We start from the raw sequence: 19,325 nt of genomic DNA on the forward strand, positions 1-19,325 counted from the left end.
AGGAAAGTATATGTTGCTTTAACACTGTAAAGCAACATATACTTTCCTTAACGGTAAAAAAGCCATCACGATTGTGATGGCTATACATAGAAATCCCAGACGCTACCTCTCTAGTCTTCTTCCCGATACCCGTATGGCGGTCTTCCGGCACCATATCCATAAGGGGAGGGGCCATACCCATATCCATAATGGTACGGGCCGTACCCGTAATGTTGATAAGGTCCATATCCGAAATGATGGTATGGGCCATATCCATAATGATGATAAGGATGATAAGGATGATGCCCATATCCGTAGGGATGATAAGGGCTGTATCCATATCCGTACTGAGAACCATATCCGTATGGCGGACGCTGTCTGTTACTTTCTTCTGTATGGCGCACCATCTCTGTTTCCGGCGTTAAACCTTGATTTGAAATTGTATTGTCTTCCATTTCGTCATCCTCCTTAGTTTCTCTCTAGTTAATCACTACGTTATTGGTATATGCCTAACCGAAAAAAAGGGTGAAACTTTTTGGGAAAATGATTCCCATTCTGCAGGGAATCGTCGGTATAAAGAGAAATTAAAGCAGGAAAGATGAAAACAGTCTGATAAGTACGGAGGACAAAATGGATGTAACTACATTACTTACTTTAATCGAACATTATGGATATGCTTCACTTTTTTTCTGTTTATGGCTCGGCATCGTCGGCATTCCCATTCCGGACGAATTGATTGTCATGATGGGGGGAATGGTTGCGTCTCTTGGGCTGCTGCATCCTGTTCCGGCGTTTTTTGTCACCTACTTCGGCGTTGTATCCGGCCTGTCACTCGGATATATACTGGGGCGTGCAATAGGTGGACCTGTCTTACGTAAGCTCCAAAAAAAGAAAAACATAGAGAAATACCTGACCAAATCATACAGTTTAATCGAACGGTATGGTTCCTCTTCCCTTTGTATCAGCTATTTTTTTCCGATTGTTCGCCACCTGGTTCCTTACCTTGTCGGGATCGGACGGATGTCATATGCCCGGTACGCACTTTTTTCTTATACAACAGGGTTTATTTGGACACTCGTGTTTTTTTCGATCGGACGCTTTTTCGGAAAGAACCTGGAAACGATCGGGGAAACTGTCCATCAATACGGACTGTGGGCACTCGTTTCAGTCTTAGTGATAAGCGGTTTATACTGGCTAACGACACGCATTAAAAACCGATTTGCCTAGTGTAACAAAACTACATACGTAAAATACACCATGTAAAAAACGCCCTCGTTTAATGTCAGCGGGCGTTTTTCCTTATTTCGGCTAGTTAGACTCATTCTCGTATCTTCGCATTAATTCTTTTGTGGATATCGCTATAATCTTCGGTACCAGCAGCTCTGTCTTTGTTTTTAACCTTTGTTTTCCCTGCGGATGGATAATAAATAACAATGAGCGCAGATACACGCGTGTTGCAGACGCGAACAATCCTTTCGGTAAATCCAGAATCGTAAAACCAAACTGTTCAGCGCCGCGATGGATGAGGGAGATTCCATATACTCCTTTGACATTGCCATAGCGGGGCTCTGTGCGAATCAAACGTAAAATTCTTGGCATAAGAGATGCAGTAGCCCGGATCATCTGAATAGCAAGTTGAACAGAAGACCTTGCATTCGTCTGCATCGTTAAAAGAACCTCATTATTCAGGTGGAGCTCAGCGATCAGGTCTCCATGTCTAATGAACTCTCCATCAGCCAGTTCAATCGCTTTTCCTCTGTATTTTCTTACCCTTACACTTAAAAATTCATTGTTTTTATCAATGGGTCTAACATGAAAAACCCTGTTGAACGTGCGTTCCCATATCATCCATACCTTTATTAGGCATTGTTTTTTCCAATTTAACCGAGCTAAAGCATCTTCGCGTATGATCTGCATATCGTGCACCTCCAATTTCACCGATCATATCTCTTTTCTTTGCAGCAGAGAAAGAGGCAAGAAGCAGTAAAACAGGGCAATTCCTCCTAAAAAAAGAGCGCTGAGCTGAACCGTCAAACTTTCGCTAAAGCGATCAGCGATCCATCCTCCTAAAACAGGGCCAATAATTACTCCGATTCCTTCCACACTGGAAAAAATTCCCCATCCCAATCCTTCTTGCCCCTGGGGAATATGATGTGACAACAGTGCATTCCAGGCAGGAAGAACAGCTGAATAAGATAAGCCAAGCACGCCTGCAAGAATAAAAATAGAATATAACGCAAACTGAAAAGTTAAGAAAAATAAGCCAAATGCTAACATGCCAAAGCCAATGACAAGAAACCACTTCCATCCCCACGCATCAGAAAGCCTTCCCATCGGAACCAGCCCGATAACGGCACACACGCCTCCAACAATGAGTATGTAGGAGTATTGGCTGTGAGTAAGCCCTAAATGACTTGCTGCAAAGGTTGGTAAGATAGGAACCAGCATGCCGGCGGCCGTAGTCTGTAACACCATTCCGGGGAGCAGCGTACGCATGGTCTTTAGCCGTTCCAGAAACATTTTCATCTGCTTTTTGACGGGAACCATTGTTACCTTTTCAACTTTATCATTCCTGATTCCCAGGGACAGCAGCCACCCGATCGCCCACAAACCGATCAAAATCCATAAAGATAAACGATAGCTTTTGTCCATAAAAAAGTTAAGAACAACGGGGCCAAGTCCAAGGCCTACGAGCCAAAATGTATACAAAAAACCCATTTGAGCCGCGCGGTTATCTTCATTCACTTTACTTAAACATACAATCCAAACCGGGGATATCCCAATCCCAAAAACGGTTGACGCAATAATAAGCAGCCACGATTGATGAATATACGGGATAAAAAGCAATCCAAGGAAAGAAAGAAATAAACCGACCTGAACAATGAAACGGAACGGAAATCGGTCCAGTAAATAACCGAATATACTTTTAACGGCGGTATCCGCAAAATAATGGGCCGTAACCGCTACCCCAACCACGGAGACAGAAAAGCCCAGCACATCGGCTGCGTACAAAGGTAAAAACGTAATCAAAAAAGCGCCTCTAACGAATTCGACGAGAAATAAAATACTAATGACTTTAAAAAAGTCCCAGGTTACTATCTTTTTATTGAAAATGTTCACCATATATTCCCCTTATCGCCACCTTATTTATGTAGGATTTGTTGTTTGTATCCAGGCTATCCAGGATGTCTTCAATAATTGTGGAGGATGCCCGCTGTCGATAAAGAGCCCGGACCGCCTCCTTCATATTATTCAAATGCTGCTTATGATCCAAAAGTTGTCCAATCTCACGGACAAGTTCGCCCGTATTGTTCACAATAATCGCCGCTCCTTTTTTATTCAGGTAACGGGCATTTTCCATCTCCTGGCCCGGCACTGGCCGGAAAATAATGATGGGTAAGCTTTGGGCAATCGCTTCCGAAAGAGTAATGCCGCCTGCCTTCGTTACGATACATGAGGCTACGCCCATCAGCTCATGAATGTTTTCCACAAACCCAAGCACCCGCACACAGGGATTTCCGGCGAAATGATGCTCCATTTCCTCCTGCAGCGACCGATTTCTCCCGCAAACAAGTATCATTTGCAAATCAGGTATGAGCGAAAAAGAACGGCAAATCTTCTCCAGGTTTTGCACGACCCCATATGCGCCCGCCATCACAAGAATCTGCTTTCTTGAAGGGTCCAAGCCGTATTTTTGATAGGCATCACTCGGTGACTGGCCCGTCTCAAATCCCTTTCTTATGGGAATCCCGCTTACCTTAATCCGGTCGGCCGGAATTCCTTTCATCATCATCTTTCTTTTCACATCGTCTGTAGGCACATAAAATTTATCAATTTGCGGGTGAATCCATCGATTGTGAAGTACAAAATCGGTTACCACAGTATACGTTGGAATAAATACCCCATCTCTCTTCCGCAGTTCCGGCATGACCAGCATTGGAAACGTATTGATTACCACGTCGGGTTGTTCTTCCCGGATAATATACCGTAATTTTCTGATGCCGAATGAGTTAAACCATTGCGTTATTCTCGTTTCATGCTGCATTTCCTTCGTCCGGTGATACATCCACCCATACAAAAAAGGGGCGAATGAAAAACTTTTTATATATAAATATCGGGTCAGCGCATTAATGAATGGGTGCGATTCAGCAAACAAGTCTTTTAGGATCACACGACTGATCCCGCTGTCCAAAAAACTTTTTTGTAAAACACGCGATACTTGGATATGTCCATCCCCGTAGCTGGCAAACAGGATCAGTACCTTTATATCTCTATTCACTCTTATTCATCCTCCATTATATACCGCTACCATTATTCTTTAACTTAGTTCTCTTTTTTACACAAAAAGAATTTTCTGCCGATCGGAAAATGTATATATTTGTACATTCCTTCTGCTAAGATATTGGCTCCAATGACATCCATGACCACGTGCTGTTATTAATGGCTTTCATCATTAAATAGCTGGACAAGCAATGGATGCTGGGAAAGGCATTAAACGGATTGTCATAGCTATACACATACAATATTAACTTTATAAGAAAATCATGCCCGGTGATATCAGGTCGGGGAGCAGCGGTTTGGTAAATATAGAAGCAGCCGAAACTGACGATCAGGCAGAGATTATACGCGGTAACGAGCTCCATCTGTTCTGTAGTGTTGTTCTGTTTATATCCCTTACTACCACACACAGAAACATAGACAAACGTAAAGACCTCATTTAAACGGCAGGTTGGTTTAAAACAAGGTCTTAGAGCGTTCTTATGATGAGCTTCGTTCTATACTATGTTCTCTATAAACCATTATACGCCTCTGCGTCAAGCCCGGTAAGTGATCTTGATTTTTATTAGATAATCATAATTCTCATCTATCATAAACTCCTATAACTTTTTTCAACTTTTTCATTTTTTATGCAGCCTACCTGTTTGTAATGGGTATACTCCTGGTAGGATAATAAAGAGAATATGACTATCGATAAAAGGAGATTTCTCATGGTTTCAATCGTTGTTGCAATGGACAAAAACAGAGTGATAGGCAAGGATAATAAATTGCCGTGGCATCTACCGGCTGACCTGGCTTATTTTAAATCGATTACAATGGGTCACGTTATTGTAATGGGAAGAAAAACGCATGATTCGATCGGCAGACCCCTGCCCGGCAGAAAAAATGTAGTCCTCACAAGAGATAAAACATACGCTGCTCCAGGCTGTATGATTATGCATTCCGTTCAGGACGTTCTCGTCAAATTCGGCGATGAAGTGATAGATGTAATCGGAGGGGCGGAGATTATAGCTCAATTCCTTCCTTATACGGACAAACTGTACATGACACGAATAGAAGAAACCTTTGACGGTGATGTATTCTTTCCCCAAATTAACAGGGATGATTGGGAGTTAATCTCAAAAGAAAAAGGAACAACTGATGAAAAAAATCCATATACGTACGATTTCTTCGTTTATCAAAGAAAAAAATAATGAGTTCTCTCAAAAAACAACATCCTCCGCCCTTCTCTTGTAACATTCTGTCGGAAGTCTCAATATTCCAAAACAAAAACCAGGGATTTTTTTGGTGGTATTATAGAGAGGAAGCGTTAATGAATTAAGGGGGGAAGTTTGTGACATTGGAAGATTTAATCAACGTGTTTATCCAAGTCAAGAAGAATCAACCTTTAAACTCAAATGAGCTGTTAGATTTTAGCCAACAAAAGTATATTGGTGGAGAAATATCTATTGCCGAGTATCGCAACTTGTTTCGGGAACTTAACGCACGCGGGGCCAAAAAACCGGATTCCGGGCAATTGCTTGATGAGCACGAAATTTCCATGTGATGAATAAAATGCCCCAAACATTTTCCTTATTAATTGTAATAAATCGTTTAATTTGATGACTGCCAACAAAGCCAGCCTGTAATTCGGGGCTGGCCTTGTTTTGCTGTGAAAACGAATCTTATTTTAAAAAAGACAGCTGCTCCTACAAGGATAGCTGTCTTTTTAACGATACAGGGTGACCCGCTTATGACACGTTTTCAAAATTGCGGATTTCTTTCATTTTCGCCTTGTTTTTTAGCGTCAAATACAGGTAAAAAGGAACACCCAGCAGCATCAGGAGAAAACCATACATCACGGTTTCCGCCCCTGATCCATAAATGGTCCAGCCTGCATAAACAAATCCTAACAGCGGCACGAACGAACTTTTAATAAACGTGAATAGATTAAACGCTTTTTCCTTTTTAACAATGAGCAGAATTTCCGAAGCTGCGGTCATGGCATATACGGGAAGGAATGAAAGCGTCGCAAGCATGATCACGAAATTAAAGGCTGATGAGAAACTTTTTGAATAGTTCATAAGCAGCAGGATATTCAGTAAAAGTGAACCCATGATTAAAGAAACATGCGGTGTTTTAAACGTAGGGTGCACTTTGGCAAACATAGCCGGGAACATCGCATCTTTACCTGCGGCATAAGCAACCCGTGCCGTCGATAGGAGCCAGCCAACGGTTGTACCAAGTATACTGATGAGCGCACCGATCGTCATCAAGGTGCCCATTCCACTGCCGAAATAACTTGAGAGGATATCGGCAATCGGCGCTTTACTGTTTGCTAACGTACTTTGCGGCACCGCGCCCATAGCAAAAAAACTGATCATAAAATACATCACGGTTGAAATAAGGATGCCAAGGATGGTACTTCTTTTTACGTTTTTTTCCGGGTTTTTAATCTCGCCTGCAGCAATCGAAGCACTCTCCAGCCCGATGAACGCCCACAGGGTAGACGTTGCGGCCGACGAAATCGTCTCCGCGCCTTTGCCGGCCGGGAAGATCGGCAGAAGATTACTTAATTTAAAATGGAAAGCTGCGGAACCAATGAAAAACAATAACAGCAGCATTTCAAAGACGGTAATGGCGGTTTGCAGCTTACCAGCCACGCGAACGCCGCGAATGTTAATGATGGTAAAAATCCACAAGATAACACTTGAGAAAATAAAACCAACCAGATGGTTATCAGCGATAATAGGAAATAAATTGCCAGCATAGCTTGCAATGGCAAGAATGACGGCGGCATTTCCGATCCAGGAACCGTTCCAGTATAACCATGCGCTCATAAAACCCATGAAATCTCCAAACGCAAGCTTTGAATATTCGTAGGGACCCCCTGTTTTTGGTATTTTCGATCCTAAATTAGCAAACGAGAGCGCCAGAAAAATCGAACCTATGCCTGTTAAAATCCAGGCAAGCATGCTCGCGCCGGGCCCCGACTTTTGCGCCAGGGTTGCCGGAAGCATAAATATTCCTGAGCCCATAATATTACCCGCCACAAGGGCGGTGGCAATAAATAAGCCAATGTCTTTTTTCAGGTGTGACTTTTGTTGCACTGATGTCGTCCTCCTATCGGTTTTTCCAATAATCCGATAAGCGAATATCTAAGATGAGCATATAAAAAAGCCCTAAGCATACACTCAAGGCTTCGGAAAACATATAGTGATTGATCAGATATGTTTACTTTGTTATTGAATGATAGCTCTCCACAAAAAATGTGACAGTCCTGCACATTTTTTGTGCAGTCCCAGCATACAGCTTTAAAGCATCCACTGTACGCTTCGGCGATCTTTCCTTTCCCGCTGCTTCCCTGTGCTTACCTCCACAACGATACTATTAAAAACCGCGCCTCTATCTCAGTTATTCACTTATAGAATTAATTTACTCATCAATTATTCACTAAAACCACGATAAAGTCAACCGCATGAAAATGGCTTTTTTACGTGATTTATATCATTTCTACATCGCTTCAAACCGATTTAGGGCTAATCGAATTAGAGCCTCCATTGCTTTCTCTTCATCTTTTCCATTGATGCGGATGGAAAGTGTACTCCCCTCCTTTGCTTCCAATTGAAGCAGACCAAGGACACTTTTTCCCTGGACAATTTTCCCCCTGTATTCCACTTCAATATCGGAACAAAATTTCTGTGCAATCGTGGCCAGCAAGGTTGCCGGACGAGTGTGGAGACCGTGTTTGCAACCGATTTCCACTTGTGCCGTAATCATTCGCTACATCCTCCTATGAGCTTATATTCTTATTTACCATCATTGAATCATTTATAATCCTGACGATTTCTTCGCAGGAATTCGAATGGATGAGTTTACTAATCTTTTCGTCCTTTTCGATAATATAGGCTAAGTGTGACAGAATGGAAAGCTGTTGGGATCCCTTTCCCGCTATAGCAATTAAAATATAAGCGGTGTTCCCGTTCCCAAATTCAACACCGTTCGGATACTGAGCAATCGAGATACCAGGCCGCTTAATCCGGCTGCTGTCCGCATCAATACCGTGGGGGACGGCTACGCCATTTCCGATATACGTGGAGAGCAGTTGTTCACGCTTCTTCATTTCATCAATATACAAGGGATCAACATGGTTTTGTTCAACCAGAAGGCGGCCTACCTGCTCAATGGCCTCCCACTTATCCCGCGCCTCCGCTTTAAAGAGAATATGTCCACACGTTAATCCGCTTATTTCACCCGGCAAAGACTGTTCTTCCCCGCCCTTTGTTACTAAAGAGGTAAGCTCTGTAATCAACGTTTCGTAAAAAGTTTGATCCACATACGAAGTAATGGGCACATGTTCGGCGTCCGGGGCGGAAGCTTTCGCCCGTTCGGTCAAATGTGCCTGGGATATCACAATATCTGCTTCAGGAGGAATGTCGTCTACAGATGAATTCGTGACCGTTATTGACAGATTCGCCTGTTTCAATTTTTTCCTTAACAGCGCCGCCCCCATTGCACTCGATCCCATTCCTGCATCGCAGGCAAAAACAATATGGTTTACCCTCTTTTTTCTTTTCTGGTCGGATTTATCTTCCTCCTTCGGTGCGGAATGCAGAGCCGCCTCAGTGCTTTGAGCCGGAATTTCGTCGGCTTTTACTTTGTCCCGGGAAAGCACATAGAGCGAACCAAGAAAGCATATAATGGCTGACCCGATAAATCCGGCTATAATAGGAAGTATGGAATTCTTAGGCGCCATGATAAGCAAAACGAATATACTTCCCGGTGAAGGCGTTGCCACCAGCCCGGCTTTGAGAAGGTAAAAAATGAAGTCTCCCGTCAGGCCACCCAGAATGAGAGGAATAATGACAAGAGGTTTCATAAGGGCGTACGGAAAATACACTTCATGGATTCCGCCTAAAACGTGAATGACTAGAGAGGATTTCACTGTTCCCTTCTCCTTGGCCGCGGCGCGTAAATAATAGGCAAACAGAAGGCCAAATCCCGGGCCCGGATTAGACTCCAAAAGGAAAAAAATTGATTTGCCAACATACTTTGTCTGCTGAATTCCTATAGGTTCTAAAATACCGTGGTTAATAACATTGTTAAAAAATAAAACTTTTGCCGGTTCTATCACAAGAGCTGCCAGCGGCAAGTACCCTGATTCAACAAGGCGTTCCGTTTCCGCAAAGACCCAATGCATCCCTTTAATAAACAACGGGCCGATAAATACATAACAAAGGATTGTCAGGCCTACACCAGTAAATCCCGCAGCGGCATTATAAAGCAACAATTCGAATCCGATAGGAATTTTGCTTTCCAGCCATTTGTCTAGTTTGGCGATCACATACCCTACGAACGGGCCTATCGTTAAAGCTGGCAGAATCATCGGGGACGATGACGTGCTTCCCGCAATCAAGCCAAGGGTAACGAAAGAAGCCATAATACCTCCCCGCTGCCCCCCTGTCATCTTCCCACCGGTATAGGCAAAAAGAATCGGAATGAAATATTTCACCAAGCTATCGATAATCGGATAAATCTCCTGATGAGGCCACCATCCGGTCGGTCCGAATAAAATCCTGATGATGCCAAGAGCAATCAGTCCGGAAATATTTTGAAACACCAACGTGCTTAGAAAACGGCCTATGCGATTTAATCGTTTCATAAATTTCCCCGTAAAACAGAGTTCGTTTTCTCTAAATACCCCTGTGCCAATATCGTCTTTATCGTATTTTTCACAGCGGAAAAATTACTATTTTTCAACGCTTCGATAAACTCATCCTCAATCAACGCAGCACTGATTTCACCTATCAATTCAATATACTCTTTGGGAGCATTGCGCGGAGCGAGCAAAACCAGAATGGTATTCACAGGCATGCCCATGCTGTCATCACGGCCAGCCCAATCGATATCACCTGTTAAACGAACAAGGCAAACACACATCTTACTGACAGCCTCACTGCGGCAGTGAAGCATCGCGAGCCTGTTGTCTTCCAACACCAATGCTCCTATCTCTTCTCTTTTCCGTAAGTCGTTTTCCAATAAGACAGCTTCGGTTTCTGCAAATCTTGTTTTCACATACTCCGCGATATACGTAATCAATTTTTCTTTCGACGTCATTTCCACGTCCGGCAGGAAATAGATATGGTCAAGAAGATGGACCATGGCTTCCCCGTAGCGGTTCATTTTCATCACTGTATCTTTAATTTCTCCGGTGTCTTCGGTGATTTTTCTGTGTTCCTTTACCAGACTGTTCAAGCCGCTTTCTATTAATTCAACATCCCGAGCCTGGAGAAAAGGATTAACAACAGCTACCTTGTAGCTTTCATGGTGAAAGGGAACGGTGGAAATAATTAAATCAACCGGTGGTTTATTCTTTAACCATTCTTCCAGAGTAAGCAGTGAAACCGTATCGACAATTTGGACATGCGGCAGCTCTTTCTCAATTTGAGTCGCCAGCAGCCGGGAAGTGCCCAGCCCGCTCGTACATACGAGCACCACCCGGTAACGATTGTTATTAATTTCTTTTCTTCTTACAACCGCTGCGCCGAAATGCATAACCAGGTAGCCGATTTCCTCCTCGGGAATCGGACACCCAAGCCGCTCTTCCAAATAATCGGATGCCTTGCGGGCAGCGGCAAATACATCCGGGTATTTCTCTTTAATATGACCGAGCAGCGGATTTCGGATATCCATTTGAAGCGAGATTCGATTCACCGCGGATAGCAAATGCGTGGTCAAATGTTCCATTAGAGAAGCATCGTTTTCTAGGTTTAGTTTAAGCTCTCTTCCTACAATTTGAACCATTTTATACACGTAATGCTCGATATCGTTTCGCAGCGCTGACGCTGAATCAATTCGCTTCGCTTTTGCTCCCAGAAGGTGCATGGCAATATACCCGATTTCGCTTTCGGGAATCATGACTCCTAATACAGAGCTTAATTTTTCCGATATTTGATAAGCCCACCGATATTCATTTGTATCTTTCAATTTTATCAGCATTGTATCGATAGTAATGTTTTCCCCATGTTTTAAGCGCTGTACGGCTAAAGCAATGTGCACAACCAGGCCAATATATGCGCTGTCCGACATTTCGTAACCCCACCGTTTTTCCGTCTGTTGAACCACTTGTTCGATTTGCGCAATCGTCTGGGGATCGATAAAATGCAGGAGATGATTCCGAATGGAAATTTCCAGCTTCATTTTATCTGAAAAAGAATAAGCGTAGGACGTTAAGACTTCCATCAATTGTTCCTGGGAGAAATGCCTGTAAATTAAGTCAATGATTGCTTCCCGGATGCTTTTCTCATCGCCCTCGATATATACTCCCAATCCCGGTTTGCGGATGAGCTGGATATGATGCTTCATAAACCACGGTTCCAGCTTGGACAGGTCATTGCTGATGGTCGCTTCCGTTACATCGAATTGATGGCTGAAGAAATAAAGCTTGGTTGGCTCCCTTAATGAGAGAAGCATCTGCATCATAACGTACTGGCGTTCTTCCGGTGAAAATATTTTAATCGACTTGTTGATAGATAAATGCTGAATTAATTTTTGTTTCGCCGGCTCATCGCCTGCTACGGACAATCCAACCCCTGTTTTTTTATTCAGTGTAAGGCCATACTTGTGCAGGATATCATCGAGCGCTGCTAACTCTCGCTGGATCGTGCGAATGCTTATACGGAGTTCTTTAGAAATGACCTTTAATGTCATTGAAGCCGATGATCGAAGAAGGAGTAGCAGAATTTGCTGCTGTCTTGAGTTCAGTTGAATACACTCCTGCTTTGCCATCATAGACCTCCTCACAAGTTTAATATCGAAATCATTATCGTGCAATAAATTAGACAACTGCCGCCTGACTCACAGCTAGTATATAGGATGCAACCCATTTACAGTTGATTTAGTAAAATAATTCTTTCGCCGTTCTATAGAGGGACTGATATTTTTGAAAATAAGTCTGATACATCGCCTGCTTTTTTTCATCGGGAGCGATCCGGCGGCTCTGTGCTGATTGCCCGCGCACAGCATCCTGAGGCGTTTTCCAGGTTCCGATTCCGATTCCGGCCAGCACAGCCGCTCCGATCGCCGGACCTTCAAACATCGCGGCAATCTGCAATTCCTTACCGGATACATCCGACAGAATCTGGCTCCATATGCCGCTGTTTACAATTCCGCCGGTAAGGACAAAGGACGGGACTTCCTTCGTTTTTGTTTCAAGGAGCTGCAGGCAATCCAATACGCTGTAAGATACCCCTTCCAGGATTGCCCGGGTAAAATGTTCCCTCCGGTGCCGCAAGTTGATCCCAAAGAAAACACCTCTTGCGTTCGCGTCATCATGCGGTGTCCTCTCCCCGGTAAGATAAGGTAAAAATAGCAATCCGTCCGAACCCGGCTCGACTGTCTCCACCGGCTGGACAAGCGCGCTGTAATCAGCTCCCGGGGCAAACGCTTCCCTAAACCAGCGCAATGATCCGCCCGCAGCCAGTGTAACCCCCATCGCGTGCCACGTATTCGGGATCGCGTGACAGAATAAGTGGACCGTTGGGTTTCCCTGCTTTCTGTCCTGAACGGATGGAAGTTTTTTCAGGGGAACAAAGGCAACACCCGAGGTGCCAACACTGATCATACCCTGTCCGGCCCGGTATATCCCGTTTCCAACGGCGGCCGCCGCATTATCGCCCGCTCCGGCCACCACCGGAACCCCTTCCGGAATCCCGCTTTCCTCTGCTGCTTCTTTACTAATGGCGGAAACGATCTGGGAGCTTTCATACACCGGCGGAAACCATGCTGGCGGGAGCCCAAGCCTCCCGATGATTGGATTCGCCCAGCATCTCTCTTCCACATCAAATAGCGCGGTCCCGCTCGCGTCCGTCACATCGGCAGCCAGTACGTCCGTTAACCGGTAGCGAATGTAATCCTTGGGCATAAGGACGTGGGCAATTCGCGCATATATTTCCGGTTCATGCTTGCGAATCCATAACAGCTTAGGGGCAGTAAAACCAGGCATGACTGTATTGCACGTAATGCTCATCAGGTCATCCATTCCGATTCTTTCTTTTATCTCTTCACATTCTTCGTTCGTGCGCTGGTCATTCCAAAGAATCGCCTTTCTAACCACTTCCCCGCTCTCACTTAAAAGGACAGCGCTGTGCATCTGTCCCGTCACCCCGATGGAAATCACACGTTGCAAGTCAATCCCTTTTTCTGCAAGAAGCCCGAATGATTTTTTTACCGCTTCCCACCAGACTTCCGGGTCTTGCTCCGTCCACCCTGGTTGTGGAACTTCAAACGTATAGCTAACCTGCGCAGAACCGATAAGTTCTCCTTTTTGATCCAGCGCAACAGTTTTGACTCCTTCCGTCCCCACATCGATTCCAATAAGCAGCGCATCTTTTCCTGCCATCTTCTCACCGCTCCCCCTGCTGAACTTTGTTATACGTTAGAAAGAAATAGCCACTCTTCAGTGGCTATTTCGATTTTTTTATAGTTTAATCTGTACTTTGAATAAATCCGGGTCCTTCGGTTTTGCCAGGAAATCTACTGTTTCTTCCAGCGAGATCACCTTGGAAATCAGCGGCTCCACCTCGATTCTCCCCTCTTTAATCCACTGGAAAGCAGGCAAAAATGTAAAGTTAATCGCCATCGATCCTAGAATTGTCCAATCCTTATTATATAATTTAAAAGGGTCGATCTGAATTCTTGAATTTTCCGGAGTGACCCCGAATTGAAGAAACTTCGCGGCAGGCCCCATAAACTCAAAAGCCTTTTCAATTACAGCCGGAATGCCCGTGACATCGACAACTACGTCAAACCCAAAAGGGTAGTTTTCTTTGCTAAGCTCTGTATTCAAATTCTTGCTGAGAACGCCTTTGGTTGCTCCATATTTCAACGCCATAGCAAGCTTTTCCTGTGATACATCAACGACAACAAGTTCGGAAGCACCCGCTTTGGAAATCGACTGAATCAGTTGCTGGCCCATAGCCCCGGCTCCAAACAGAATCACGCGGTCTCCCACCTGCAGTTGCAAACGATTCATGCCGTGCACGACGCAGGCCATCGGCTCGATAAATGCCCCCTCTTCAAAAGACATCGTATCCGGTAATTTCACTACATTTCGCACCGGAACGGAAACGAATTCAGCCATGGATCCGTTTACGGTATTGCCCAGTGCATTCCAATTCTCGCAATGGTTCCCCCGATGTGTCAGGCAGAATTGGCAGGCGCCGCAGAAAATAGACGGGTCTGCACTTACCCGGTCACCGGCCTGAAACCCTGTCACTCCTTCACCTACTTCATGAATCGTACCGGAAAATTCATGACCCGGAACAATTGGAAAAGGGGCAATAAATTCACCTTCATAAATATGAAAGTCGGTTCCGCAAATCCCCACGTTTTCTACTTTAATCGTAACCTCACCGGCACCCGGTTTCGGGTAGGGAATGTCTTTAATGACTGCCTTATGTGGTGCTTCAATGACAAGTGCTTTCATTTTTGTATGCCTCCATTCGGATATATCATAACTTTAATACTCTTGTCTTTTTGAGTTCTCGCTACTTCCACTGCCTCTTTAATTTCATCTAATGAATATCTGTGGGTAATCACCTTCTCAATATCCGGCGTGCTTCTGCTAAGTGCCTGAATGGCAGCCGGATATGTATTGGCATAGCGGAAAACACCATACATATCCAGCTCGGAGTCTACCAAAAGCGGAATATCCATCGGAATCGCATCCGTAGCAGGCAAGCCTACGAATACGATCCGGCCTCCCCGCTTCACCATCCTGACTGTATCCGAGACCGCCCTGGCGTTTCCGGATGTTTCGATAATGACATCAACCCCTTTCCCACCGGCCAGTGAAGAAATCTGTTCGAGGGCATCACCGATTGGGTTGACGACACCGCTGGCCCCCATTTCAAGAGCTAACTCCCTGCGGAATGGGAGCACGTCACTGCCATAAATTTCAGTTACTCCAAACAATTTCGCCGATTGGATAGCGAGAAGTCCAATCGGCCCAAGGCCAAGGACCAAAACGCGATCAGCCGGTCCGACTTTTCCTCTGCGCATTGCGTGAAATCCCACAGAGAGCGGTTCCAACAGCGCTCCCTGTTCGTAGCTCATCTCATCCGGCAGTTTAAATAGAAAATCGCTTCGCACCGCTACATAATCGGCCCAGGCACCATCGACAGGAGGAGTCGCCATGAAGACGACGTCCGGGCACAGATTATAGCGCCCTGATTTGCAATAGTCACAGCGACCGCATGTAATCCCGGGCTCGACGGCCACCCTGTCTCCAACGGAAACGTTAGTCACCTTCTCCCCAACTTTTACAACTTCCCCTGCAAGCTCATGGCCAAGGATAATCGGCTGTTTAACTTCATATCTCCCGATTTTTCCGTGTTCATAGTAATGAATATCGGAACCGCATACTCCAATACAGTACACCTTGATCAGGGCTTCGTCCGCCTTCGGTTCCGGCATTTCCACCTCCTTTATCTCAATGGAAAGCGGTTTATCCATAACAGCCGCGGACATGAATCGTTTGCTCATCGGCTTTCTCTCCCTTTCATACATAGAATGTAAACGGTACAAAATAGAGGAAGCCGATTACCCTTTAACAGCCCCCATGGTCATACCACGAACCAATTGCTTCTGAGTAAACCACCCTAAAATTAAAGCGGGAAGCACAGCGATGGTTGCAACAGCCGACATTTTGGCCCAGAACAGTCCTTCCTGTGTCATGAATGATGCCATATATACAGGCATGGTTGCCGCATTCGTAGAGGTTAACGTGACTCCGAAAAGAAATTCGTTCCAGGCAAAAATCAGGCACAGTAAACCGGTTGAAATCACTCCCGGCCTGGCCAGAGGAAACGTTACTTTAAAAAATCCCTGCAGCCCGGAAGCGCCGTCTACCTGTGTTGCTTCGATTAATTCATACGGAATGTCTTTAAAGAAAGAACGCATCATCCATACAACTAATGGAACATTCATCGACGTGTACAATAAGATGAGTGCCAGCGAAGAATCCAGCACATGCAGATTTTTATAAATTAAATACATGGGAATCACAACACCGACAGCCGGCAGCATCTTCGTCGATATGAACCAGAAGAGAATGTCATCGGCTTTTTTCAGCTTAAACATAGCCAGTGCATACGCCGCAGGCACTCCCAGGAGTAAGGATAATAATGTGGACGTTATGGAAACAACAGCTGAATTCTGCAGGAATGAAGCGGCGCCAGAGCTCCAGATCAACTGATAGTTATCAAGAGTAGGTGTAAAAAACAACGAAGGCGGCATGATTACCGCTTCCCCTTCATTTTTAAAACCAGTAATAAACATCCAGAGGATGGGGGAAAAGTAAATGAGCGCGACAAGATAAGTCACCAACGTTAGAATGACAGACAGCGGCTTTTTCATGACAATTCCCCTCCAAACGTTCTGCGCAAAAATTTAAACAGCACGGTCATAAAGATTAACGTGATGATGACGATAATGACGCCAATCGCTGAGGCGCCCCCTACGTCCCAACCCTGAAACCCGACGCGGTATACGTAGAAAGGAAGGTTCGTCGAAGCATACCCGGGTCCTCCCGATGTACAAACATAGATTTCGCCAAACGTCTGCATAATGAAAATGAGGCCCAATAAAACGACTACTTCCAAATATCTCAACAAATGAGGAACGATCACATAGAAAAACTGGTGTATTTTTTTAGCCCCGTCAAGCAGCGATGCTTCCATCAAATCTTCGGGAACTGATTGAAGCCCGGCCAGGAGAACAAGCATAAAGAAGGGTGTCCACTGCCACGAAACCATAGACATGATGCTTCCCAGAGGATGGGCGCCTAACCAGTCTGTCGGCTTCCCTCCTGCCAGGCCGGCTATATAAGAAGTGAATCCAAAGTTTGGATTTAAAATCATTGTTTTCCAAATAATTCCGGAAACCGCTGGCATTATAAAAAATGGAGAGACCAGCATCGTCCGGACGATGCCCTTGCCAAAAAAGTTTCTATTCATCAATAAGGCAAGGCTCATACCTAACACAAGACATATAATGAGTGAAACCGCGGTCAGCAAAAATGTGTTTTTAATCACTTCCAAAAAAGCAGGATCTTTAATAATCTTCGCAAAATTAGAGAAACCGGTGAAGACAACACCCTTATCAGGCCGCATAATATTCCAGTCTTGAAAACTATAATAAATGGTGACAAGAAAGGGGATTTGTGTAAGAATCCCGACAAAGATAAGACTCGGCCATAACAATCTTTTTACAGGAGGAGTCAGGATACTTTTTGTTCGATTTGATCGGCTGACATCCGTGCTTGCTTGATTCATAACTCCAACCGTTTTCATACGCCTCTCCTTTACTTGAAGTAATGGGGGAGAGAGCGGATATGCCGCCGTTCCCCCTGATGATGTTACTTTTTATATCCGCCGTCTTTTGCAACTTTTTCCGCTTTATCCTGAGCTATTTTCATTGCATCTTCTACGGACTTCTGCCCGGAAATCGCTGACGCAATTTCCTGACTCACATCGGTGCCAAGCTGCTGGAATTCCGGAATCGCTACATACTGGACCCCTTCATACGGCACGGGATTTTTCGTTGGATGTTTATAATCGGCATTTTCCATTGACTTCAATGTTATGTCAGCAAATGGAGCAGCTTTTTTATACTCCGGATTTTCATACGTAGATTTACGGGTTCCGCCCGGGGCAACCACCCATCCTTCGCTCTTTCCAACCTTCTCGATGTATTTTTTGCTCGTTGCCCAGGTGATAAACTTGAACGCATCCTCTTTATGCTTGCTGGAGGATTCCATCCCTAAAGCCCAGGCCCACAGCCATCCGGTGTTGTCTTTTACTTCCTTAGGAGCATACGCGTACCCGATTTTGCCGACAACTTGCGAGCTTTTCGGATCATTCAGGAAGCCGGCAGCTGTTGTAGCGTCATACCACATCCCCGCTTTGCCTGTCTGCATAAGTGTGAGCGCTTCCGTGAATCCGGTGCTTGTTGCGCCCGGTTCACCCGCATCTTTTAACAGGTCAACGTAGAATTTTACCCCCTTTACTGTCTCAGGGCTGCTAAGTTTGGCATTCCAATTCATATCATACCAGGAACCCCCGAACGCGTTGATCACCGTATCAAGCGGCGCGAGGATTTCTCCCCAGCCCGGCAGGCCGCGTAGGACGATTCCCGGCACATTGTTGGCTGCTTTTACTTTCTTCGCAATGTCTGCTACCTGATCCCAGGTCGGGTGTTCCGGCATCGTTACCCCGGCCTTGGCCAACATATCCTTATTGTAGTAAAGCATGCTGCTTTCCCCGTTAAATGGAACCGCATACAATTGTTTGTCATACGAAAGGGCGTCTCGTAATGACTGGAAGACGTCTTCCAAATTATAGTCAGATTTCTCACTTGCAGACATTTTATCGAAATACGGCGTCAGCGGTTCGATCCACTTGTTCTTCGCCCAGATTGGCGTATCATATGTACCAATCGTAACGATGTCAAATTTCCCGCCGCCGAGCGCTACATCTTCTGTAACCTTTTTGCGGAGATCGTTTTCCGGCAGGACAACGAAGTTAACTTTTGTTCCTGTTTCCTTTTCGTAATCCTTTGCCATCTTCTGCATGATCACCATGTCCGGATTGTTGACCGTCGCGATCGTTACCACCTTGTCCCCTGCGTTTCCCCCGCCTGATGCGCCACCTGATCCGGATGGTGCGGCTGTGTTTGAAGCCGAACTGCATCCTGTCAAAGCAAGAGCCGTCGTCAATGACAGAGCGCTTAAAACTTTAAACCATTTCTTCAATACATTAACCCCCTTTTTTACTATCTAGCCCTCATGTAAGCCCTTTCGTTTTTGATAACATGAGGACAAAATTTATTGGAACTCTTTCTGTTTTAATTATAACGAACAAATAGCCTGAATAGAGCGACTACATACACAAGTTTGTCACAAAGAGAATTGCGACATTTTTTAAGAATGGGGTAGGTGGATTGGGAGTAAGGATAAGGAAGGAGAAAATTGTTAATTATGCTATTGAGAAAAACTCGCGGGCGTTGCCGCTCGTCCTTTTTCTGCAGGG

The 19,325-nt window shown here is 45.0% G+C and carries 17 protein-coding genes and 1 riboswitch; of the genes, 3 read left to right on the forward strand and 14 right to left on the reverse strand.

Annotated features, from left to right (window positions below; genetic code table 11):
* The coding region (locus H525_RS25185; protein WP_035102361.1) for a hypothetical protein at positions 1-337 on the reverse strand (337 nt) is incomplete at its 3' end.
* 272 nt (positions 338-609) lie between these two features.
* On the opposite strand from H525_RS25185, the gene H525_RS0121925 reads away from it, so the two are divergent.
* Positions 610-1,206 carry a DedA family protein gene (locus H525_RS0121925; protein ID WP_027417950.1) on the forward strand — a complete coding sequence of 199 codons (597 nt, stop codon included), beginning with the start codon at positions 610-612 and terminating at the stop codon, positions 1,204-1,206.
* An 81-nt stretch (positions 1,207-1,287) separates the two neighbouring features.
* Here H525_RS0121925 and H525_RS25190 read toward each other — a convergent pair whose 3' ends face one another.
* The 3 genes from H525_RS25190 to H525_RS25195 are packed head-to-tail and all read right to left on the reverse strand — an operon-like array spanning position 1,288 to position 4,258.
* Entirely contained in the window at positions 1,288-1,896 is a 609-nt protein-coding gene (locus tag H525_RS25190; protein ID WP_051331234.1) for a YkoP family protein, read from the reverse strand.
* A gap of 24 nt (positions 1,897-1,920) precedes the next feature.
* Positions 1,921-3,102, reverse strand: coding sequence for an MFS transporter (locus H525_RS0121935; RefSeq protein ID WP_035102363.1), 1,182 nt, complete (start codon positions 3,100-3,102; stop codon positions 1,921-1,923).
* The gene (locus tag H525_RS25195) at positions 3,083-4,258 is read right to left on the reverse strand and encodes a diglucosyl diacylglycerol synthase (protein ID WP_051331235.1); all 1,176 of its coding nucleotides are present in this window, start codon (positions 4,256-4,258) and stop codon (positions 3,083-3,085) included. The genes H525_RS0121935 and H525_RS25195 overlap by 20 nt, the downstream gene beginning before the upstream one ends.
* Positions 4,259-4,967: 709 nt before the next feature.
* Between H525_RS25195 and H525_RS0121945 the strand changes: the two genes are divergently transcribed.
* Positions 4,968-5,450, forward strand: coding sequence for a dihydrofolate reductase (locus H525_RS0121945; RefSeq protein ID WP_027417952.1), 483 nt, complete (start codon positions 4,968-4,970; stop codon positions 5,448-5,450).
* 140 nt (positions 5,451-5,590) lie between these two features.
* The gene (yppF, locus tag H525_RS0121950; protein WP_027417953.1) at positions 5,591-5,803 is read left to right on the forward strand and encodes a YppF family protein; all 213 of its coding nucleotides are present in this window, start codon (positions 5,591-5,593) and stop codon (positions 5,801-5,803) included.
* Between the two features lie 184 nt (positions 5,804-5,987).
* Here yppF and H525_RS0121955 read toward each other — a convergent pair whose 3' ends face one another.
* The 10 genes from H525_RS0121955 to H525_RS0122000 form a co-directional block, all read right to left on the reverse strand.
* Positions 5,988-7,346, reverse strand: coding sequence for an APC family permease (locus H525_RS0121955; protein WP_027417954.1), 1,359 nt, complete (start codon positions 7,344-7,346; stop codon positions 5,988-5,990).
* A 135-nt stretch (positions 7,347-7,481) separates the two neighbouring features.
* Positions 7,482-7,652: riboswitch (Lysine riboswitch) on the reverse strand.
* A gap of 97 nt (positions 7,653-7,749) precedes the next feature.
* A complete protein-coding gene (locus H525_RS0121960; protein WP_027417955.1) occupies positions 7,750-8,016 on the reverse strand; it encodes an HPr family phosphocarrier protein in 267 nt (88 codons plus the stop codon).
* Positions 8,017-8,029: 13 nt separating this feature from the next.
* Positions 8,030-9,898 carry a PTS sugar transporter subunit IIA gene (locus H525_RS0121965; RefSeq protein WP_027417956.1) on the reverse strand — a complete coding sequence of 623 codons (1,869 nt, stop codon included), beginning with the start codon at positions 9,896-9,898 and terminating at the stop codon, positions 8,030-8,032.
* Positions 9,895-12,027 (reverse strand): BglG family transcription antiterminator, encoded by a 2,133-nt coding sequence (locus tag H525_RS0121970; protein WP_081413561.1) that lies wholly within the window; start codon positions 12,025-12,027, stop codon positions 9,895-9,897. Before H525_RS0121970 ends, H525_RS0121965 begins: the two co-directional genes overlap by 4 nt.
* 106 nt (positions 12,028-12,133) lie before the next feature.
* Positions 12,134-13,636: a xylulokinase gene (xylB, locus tag H525_RS25200; RefSeq protein WP_035102365.1), complete on the reverse strand. Its 1,503-nt coding sequence runs from the start codon at positions 13,634-13,636 to the stop codon at positions 12,134-12,136.
* A gap of 78 nt (positions 13,637-13,714) precedes the next feature.
* Positions 13,715-14,722 carry a zinc-dependent alcohol dehydrogenase family protein gene (locus H525_RS0121980; protein WP_027417958.1) on the reverse strand — a complete coding sequence of 336 codons (1,008 nt, stop codon included), beginning with the start codon at positions 14,720-14,722 and terminating at the stop codon, positions 13,715-13,717.
* A complete protein-coding gene (locus H525_RS0121985) occupies positions 14,719-15,780 on the reverse strand; it encodes an NAD(P)-dependent alcohol dehydrogenase (protein WP_027417959.1) in 1,062 nt (353 codons plus the stop codon). Before H525_RS0121985 ends, H525_RS0121980 begins: the two co-directional genes overlap by 4 nt.
* A gap of 57 nt (positions 15,781-15,837) precedes the next feature.
* Entirely contained in the window at positions 15,838-16,653 is an 816-nt protein-coding gene (locus H525_RS0121990) for a carbohydrate ABC transporter permease (protein WP_027417960.1), read from the reverse strand.
* Positions 16,650-17,588, reverse strand: a complete 939-nt coding sequence (locus tag H525_RS0121995) for a carbohydrate ABC transporter permease (RefSeq protein ID WP_027417961.1) — start codon at positions 17,586-17,588, stop codon at positions 16,650-16,652. The genes H525_RS0121990 and H525_RS0121995 overlap by 4 nt, the downstream gene beginning before the upstream one ends.
* 65 nt (positions 17,589-17,653) lie before the next feature.
* Entirely contained in the window at positions 17,654-19,048 is a 1,395-nt protein-coding gene (locus H525_RS0122000) for an ABC transporter substrate-binding protein (protein WP_027417962.1), read from the reverse strand.
* Between the last annotated feature and the right edge of the window lie 277 nt (positions 19,049-19,325).

Origin of the sequence: Aneurinibacillus terranovensis DSM 18919, from assembly GCF_000430625.1 — a bacterium.
GTDB classification, from domain to species: Bacteria; Bacillota; Bacilli; order Aneurinibacillales; family Aneurinibacillaceae; genus Aneurinibacillus_B; species Aneurinibacillus_B terranovensis.

Bases quoted from the DNA above. Each gene is read 5' to 3' on its own strand.
- H525_RS0121960 (WP_027417955.1), bottom strand. From the start codon at position 8,016: ATGATTACGGCACAAGTGGAAATCGGTTGCAAACACGGTCTCCACACT.
- H525_RS0121935 (WP_035102363.1), bottom strand. From the start codon at position 3,102: ATGGTGAACATTTTCAATAAAAAGATAGTAACCTGGGACTTTTTTAAA.
- H525_RS0121945 (WP_027417952.1), top strand. From the start codon at position 4,968: ATGGTTTCAATCGTTGTTGCAATGGACAAAAACAGAGTGATAGGCAAG.
- H525_RS0121995 (WP_027417961.1), bottom strand. From the start codon at position 17,588: ATGAAAACGGTTGGAGTTATGAATCAAGCAAGCACGGATGTCAGCCGA.
- H525_RS0121985 (WP_027417959.1), bottom strand. From the start codon at position 15,780: ATGAGCAAACGATTCATGTCCGCGGCTGTTATGGATAAACCGCTTTCC.
- H525_RS0121990 (WP_027417960.1), bottom strand. From the start codon at position 16,653: ATGAAAAAGCCGCTGTCTGTCATTCTAACGTTGGTGACTTATCTTGTC.
- xylB (WP_035102365.1), bottom strand. From the start codon at position 13,636: ATGGCAGGAAAAGATGCGCTGCTTATTGGAATCGATGTGGGGACGGAA.
- H525_RS0121925 (WP_027417950.1), top strand. From the start codon at position 610: ATGGATGTAACTACATTACTTACTTTAATCGAACATTATGGATATGCT.
- H525_RS0121970 (WP_081413561.1), bottom strand. From the start codon at position 12,027: ATGATGGCAAAGCAGGAGTGTATTCAACTGAACTCAAGACAGCAGCAA.
- H525_RS0121965 (WP_027417956.1), bottom strand. From the start codon at position 9,898: ATGAAACGATTAAATCGCATAGGCCGTTTTCTAAGCACGTTGGTGTTT.
- H525_RS25190 (WP_051331234.1), bottom strand. From the start codon at position 1,896: ATGCAGATCATACGCGAAGATGCTTTAGCTCGGTTAAATTGGAAAAAA.
- H525_RS0121980 (WP_027417958.1), bottom strand. From the start codon at position 14,722: ATGAAAGCACTTGTCATTGAAGCACCACATAAGGCAGTCATTAAAGAC.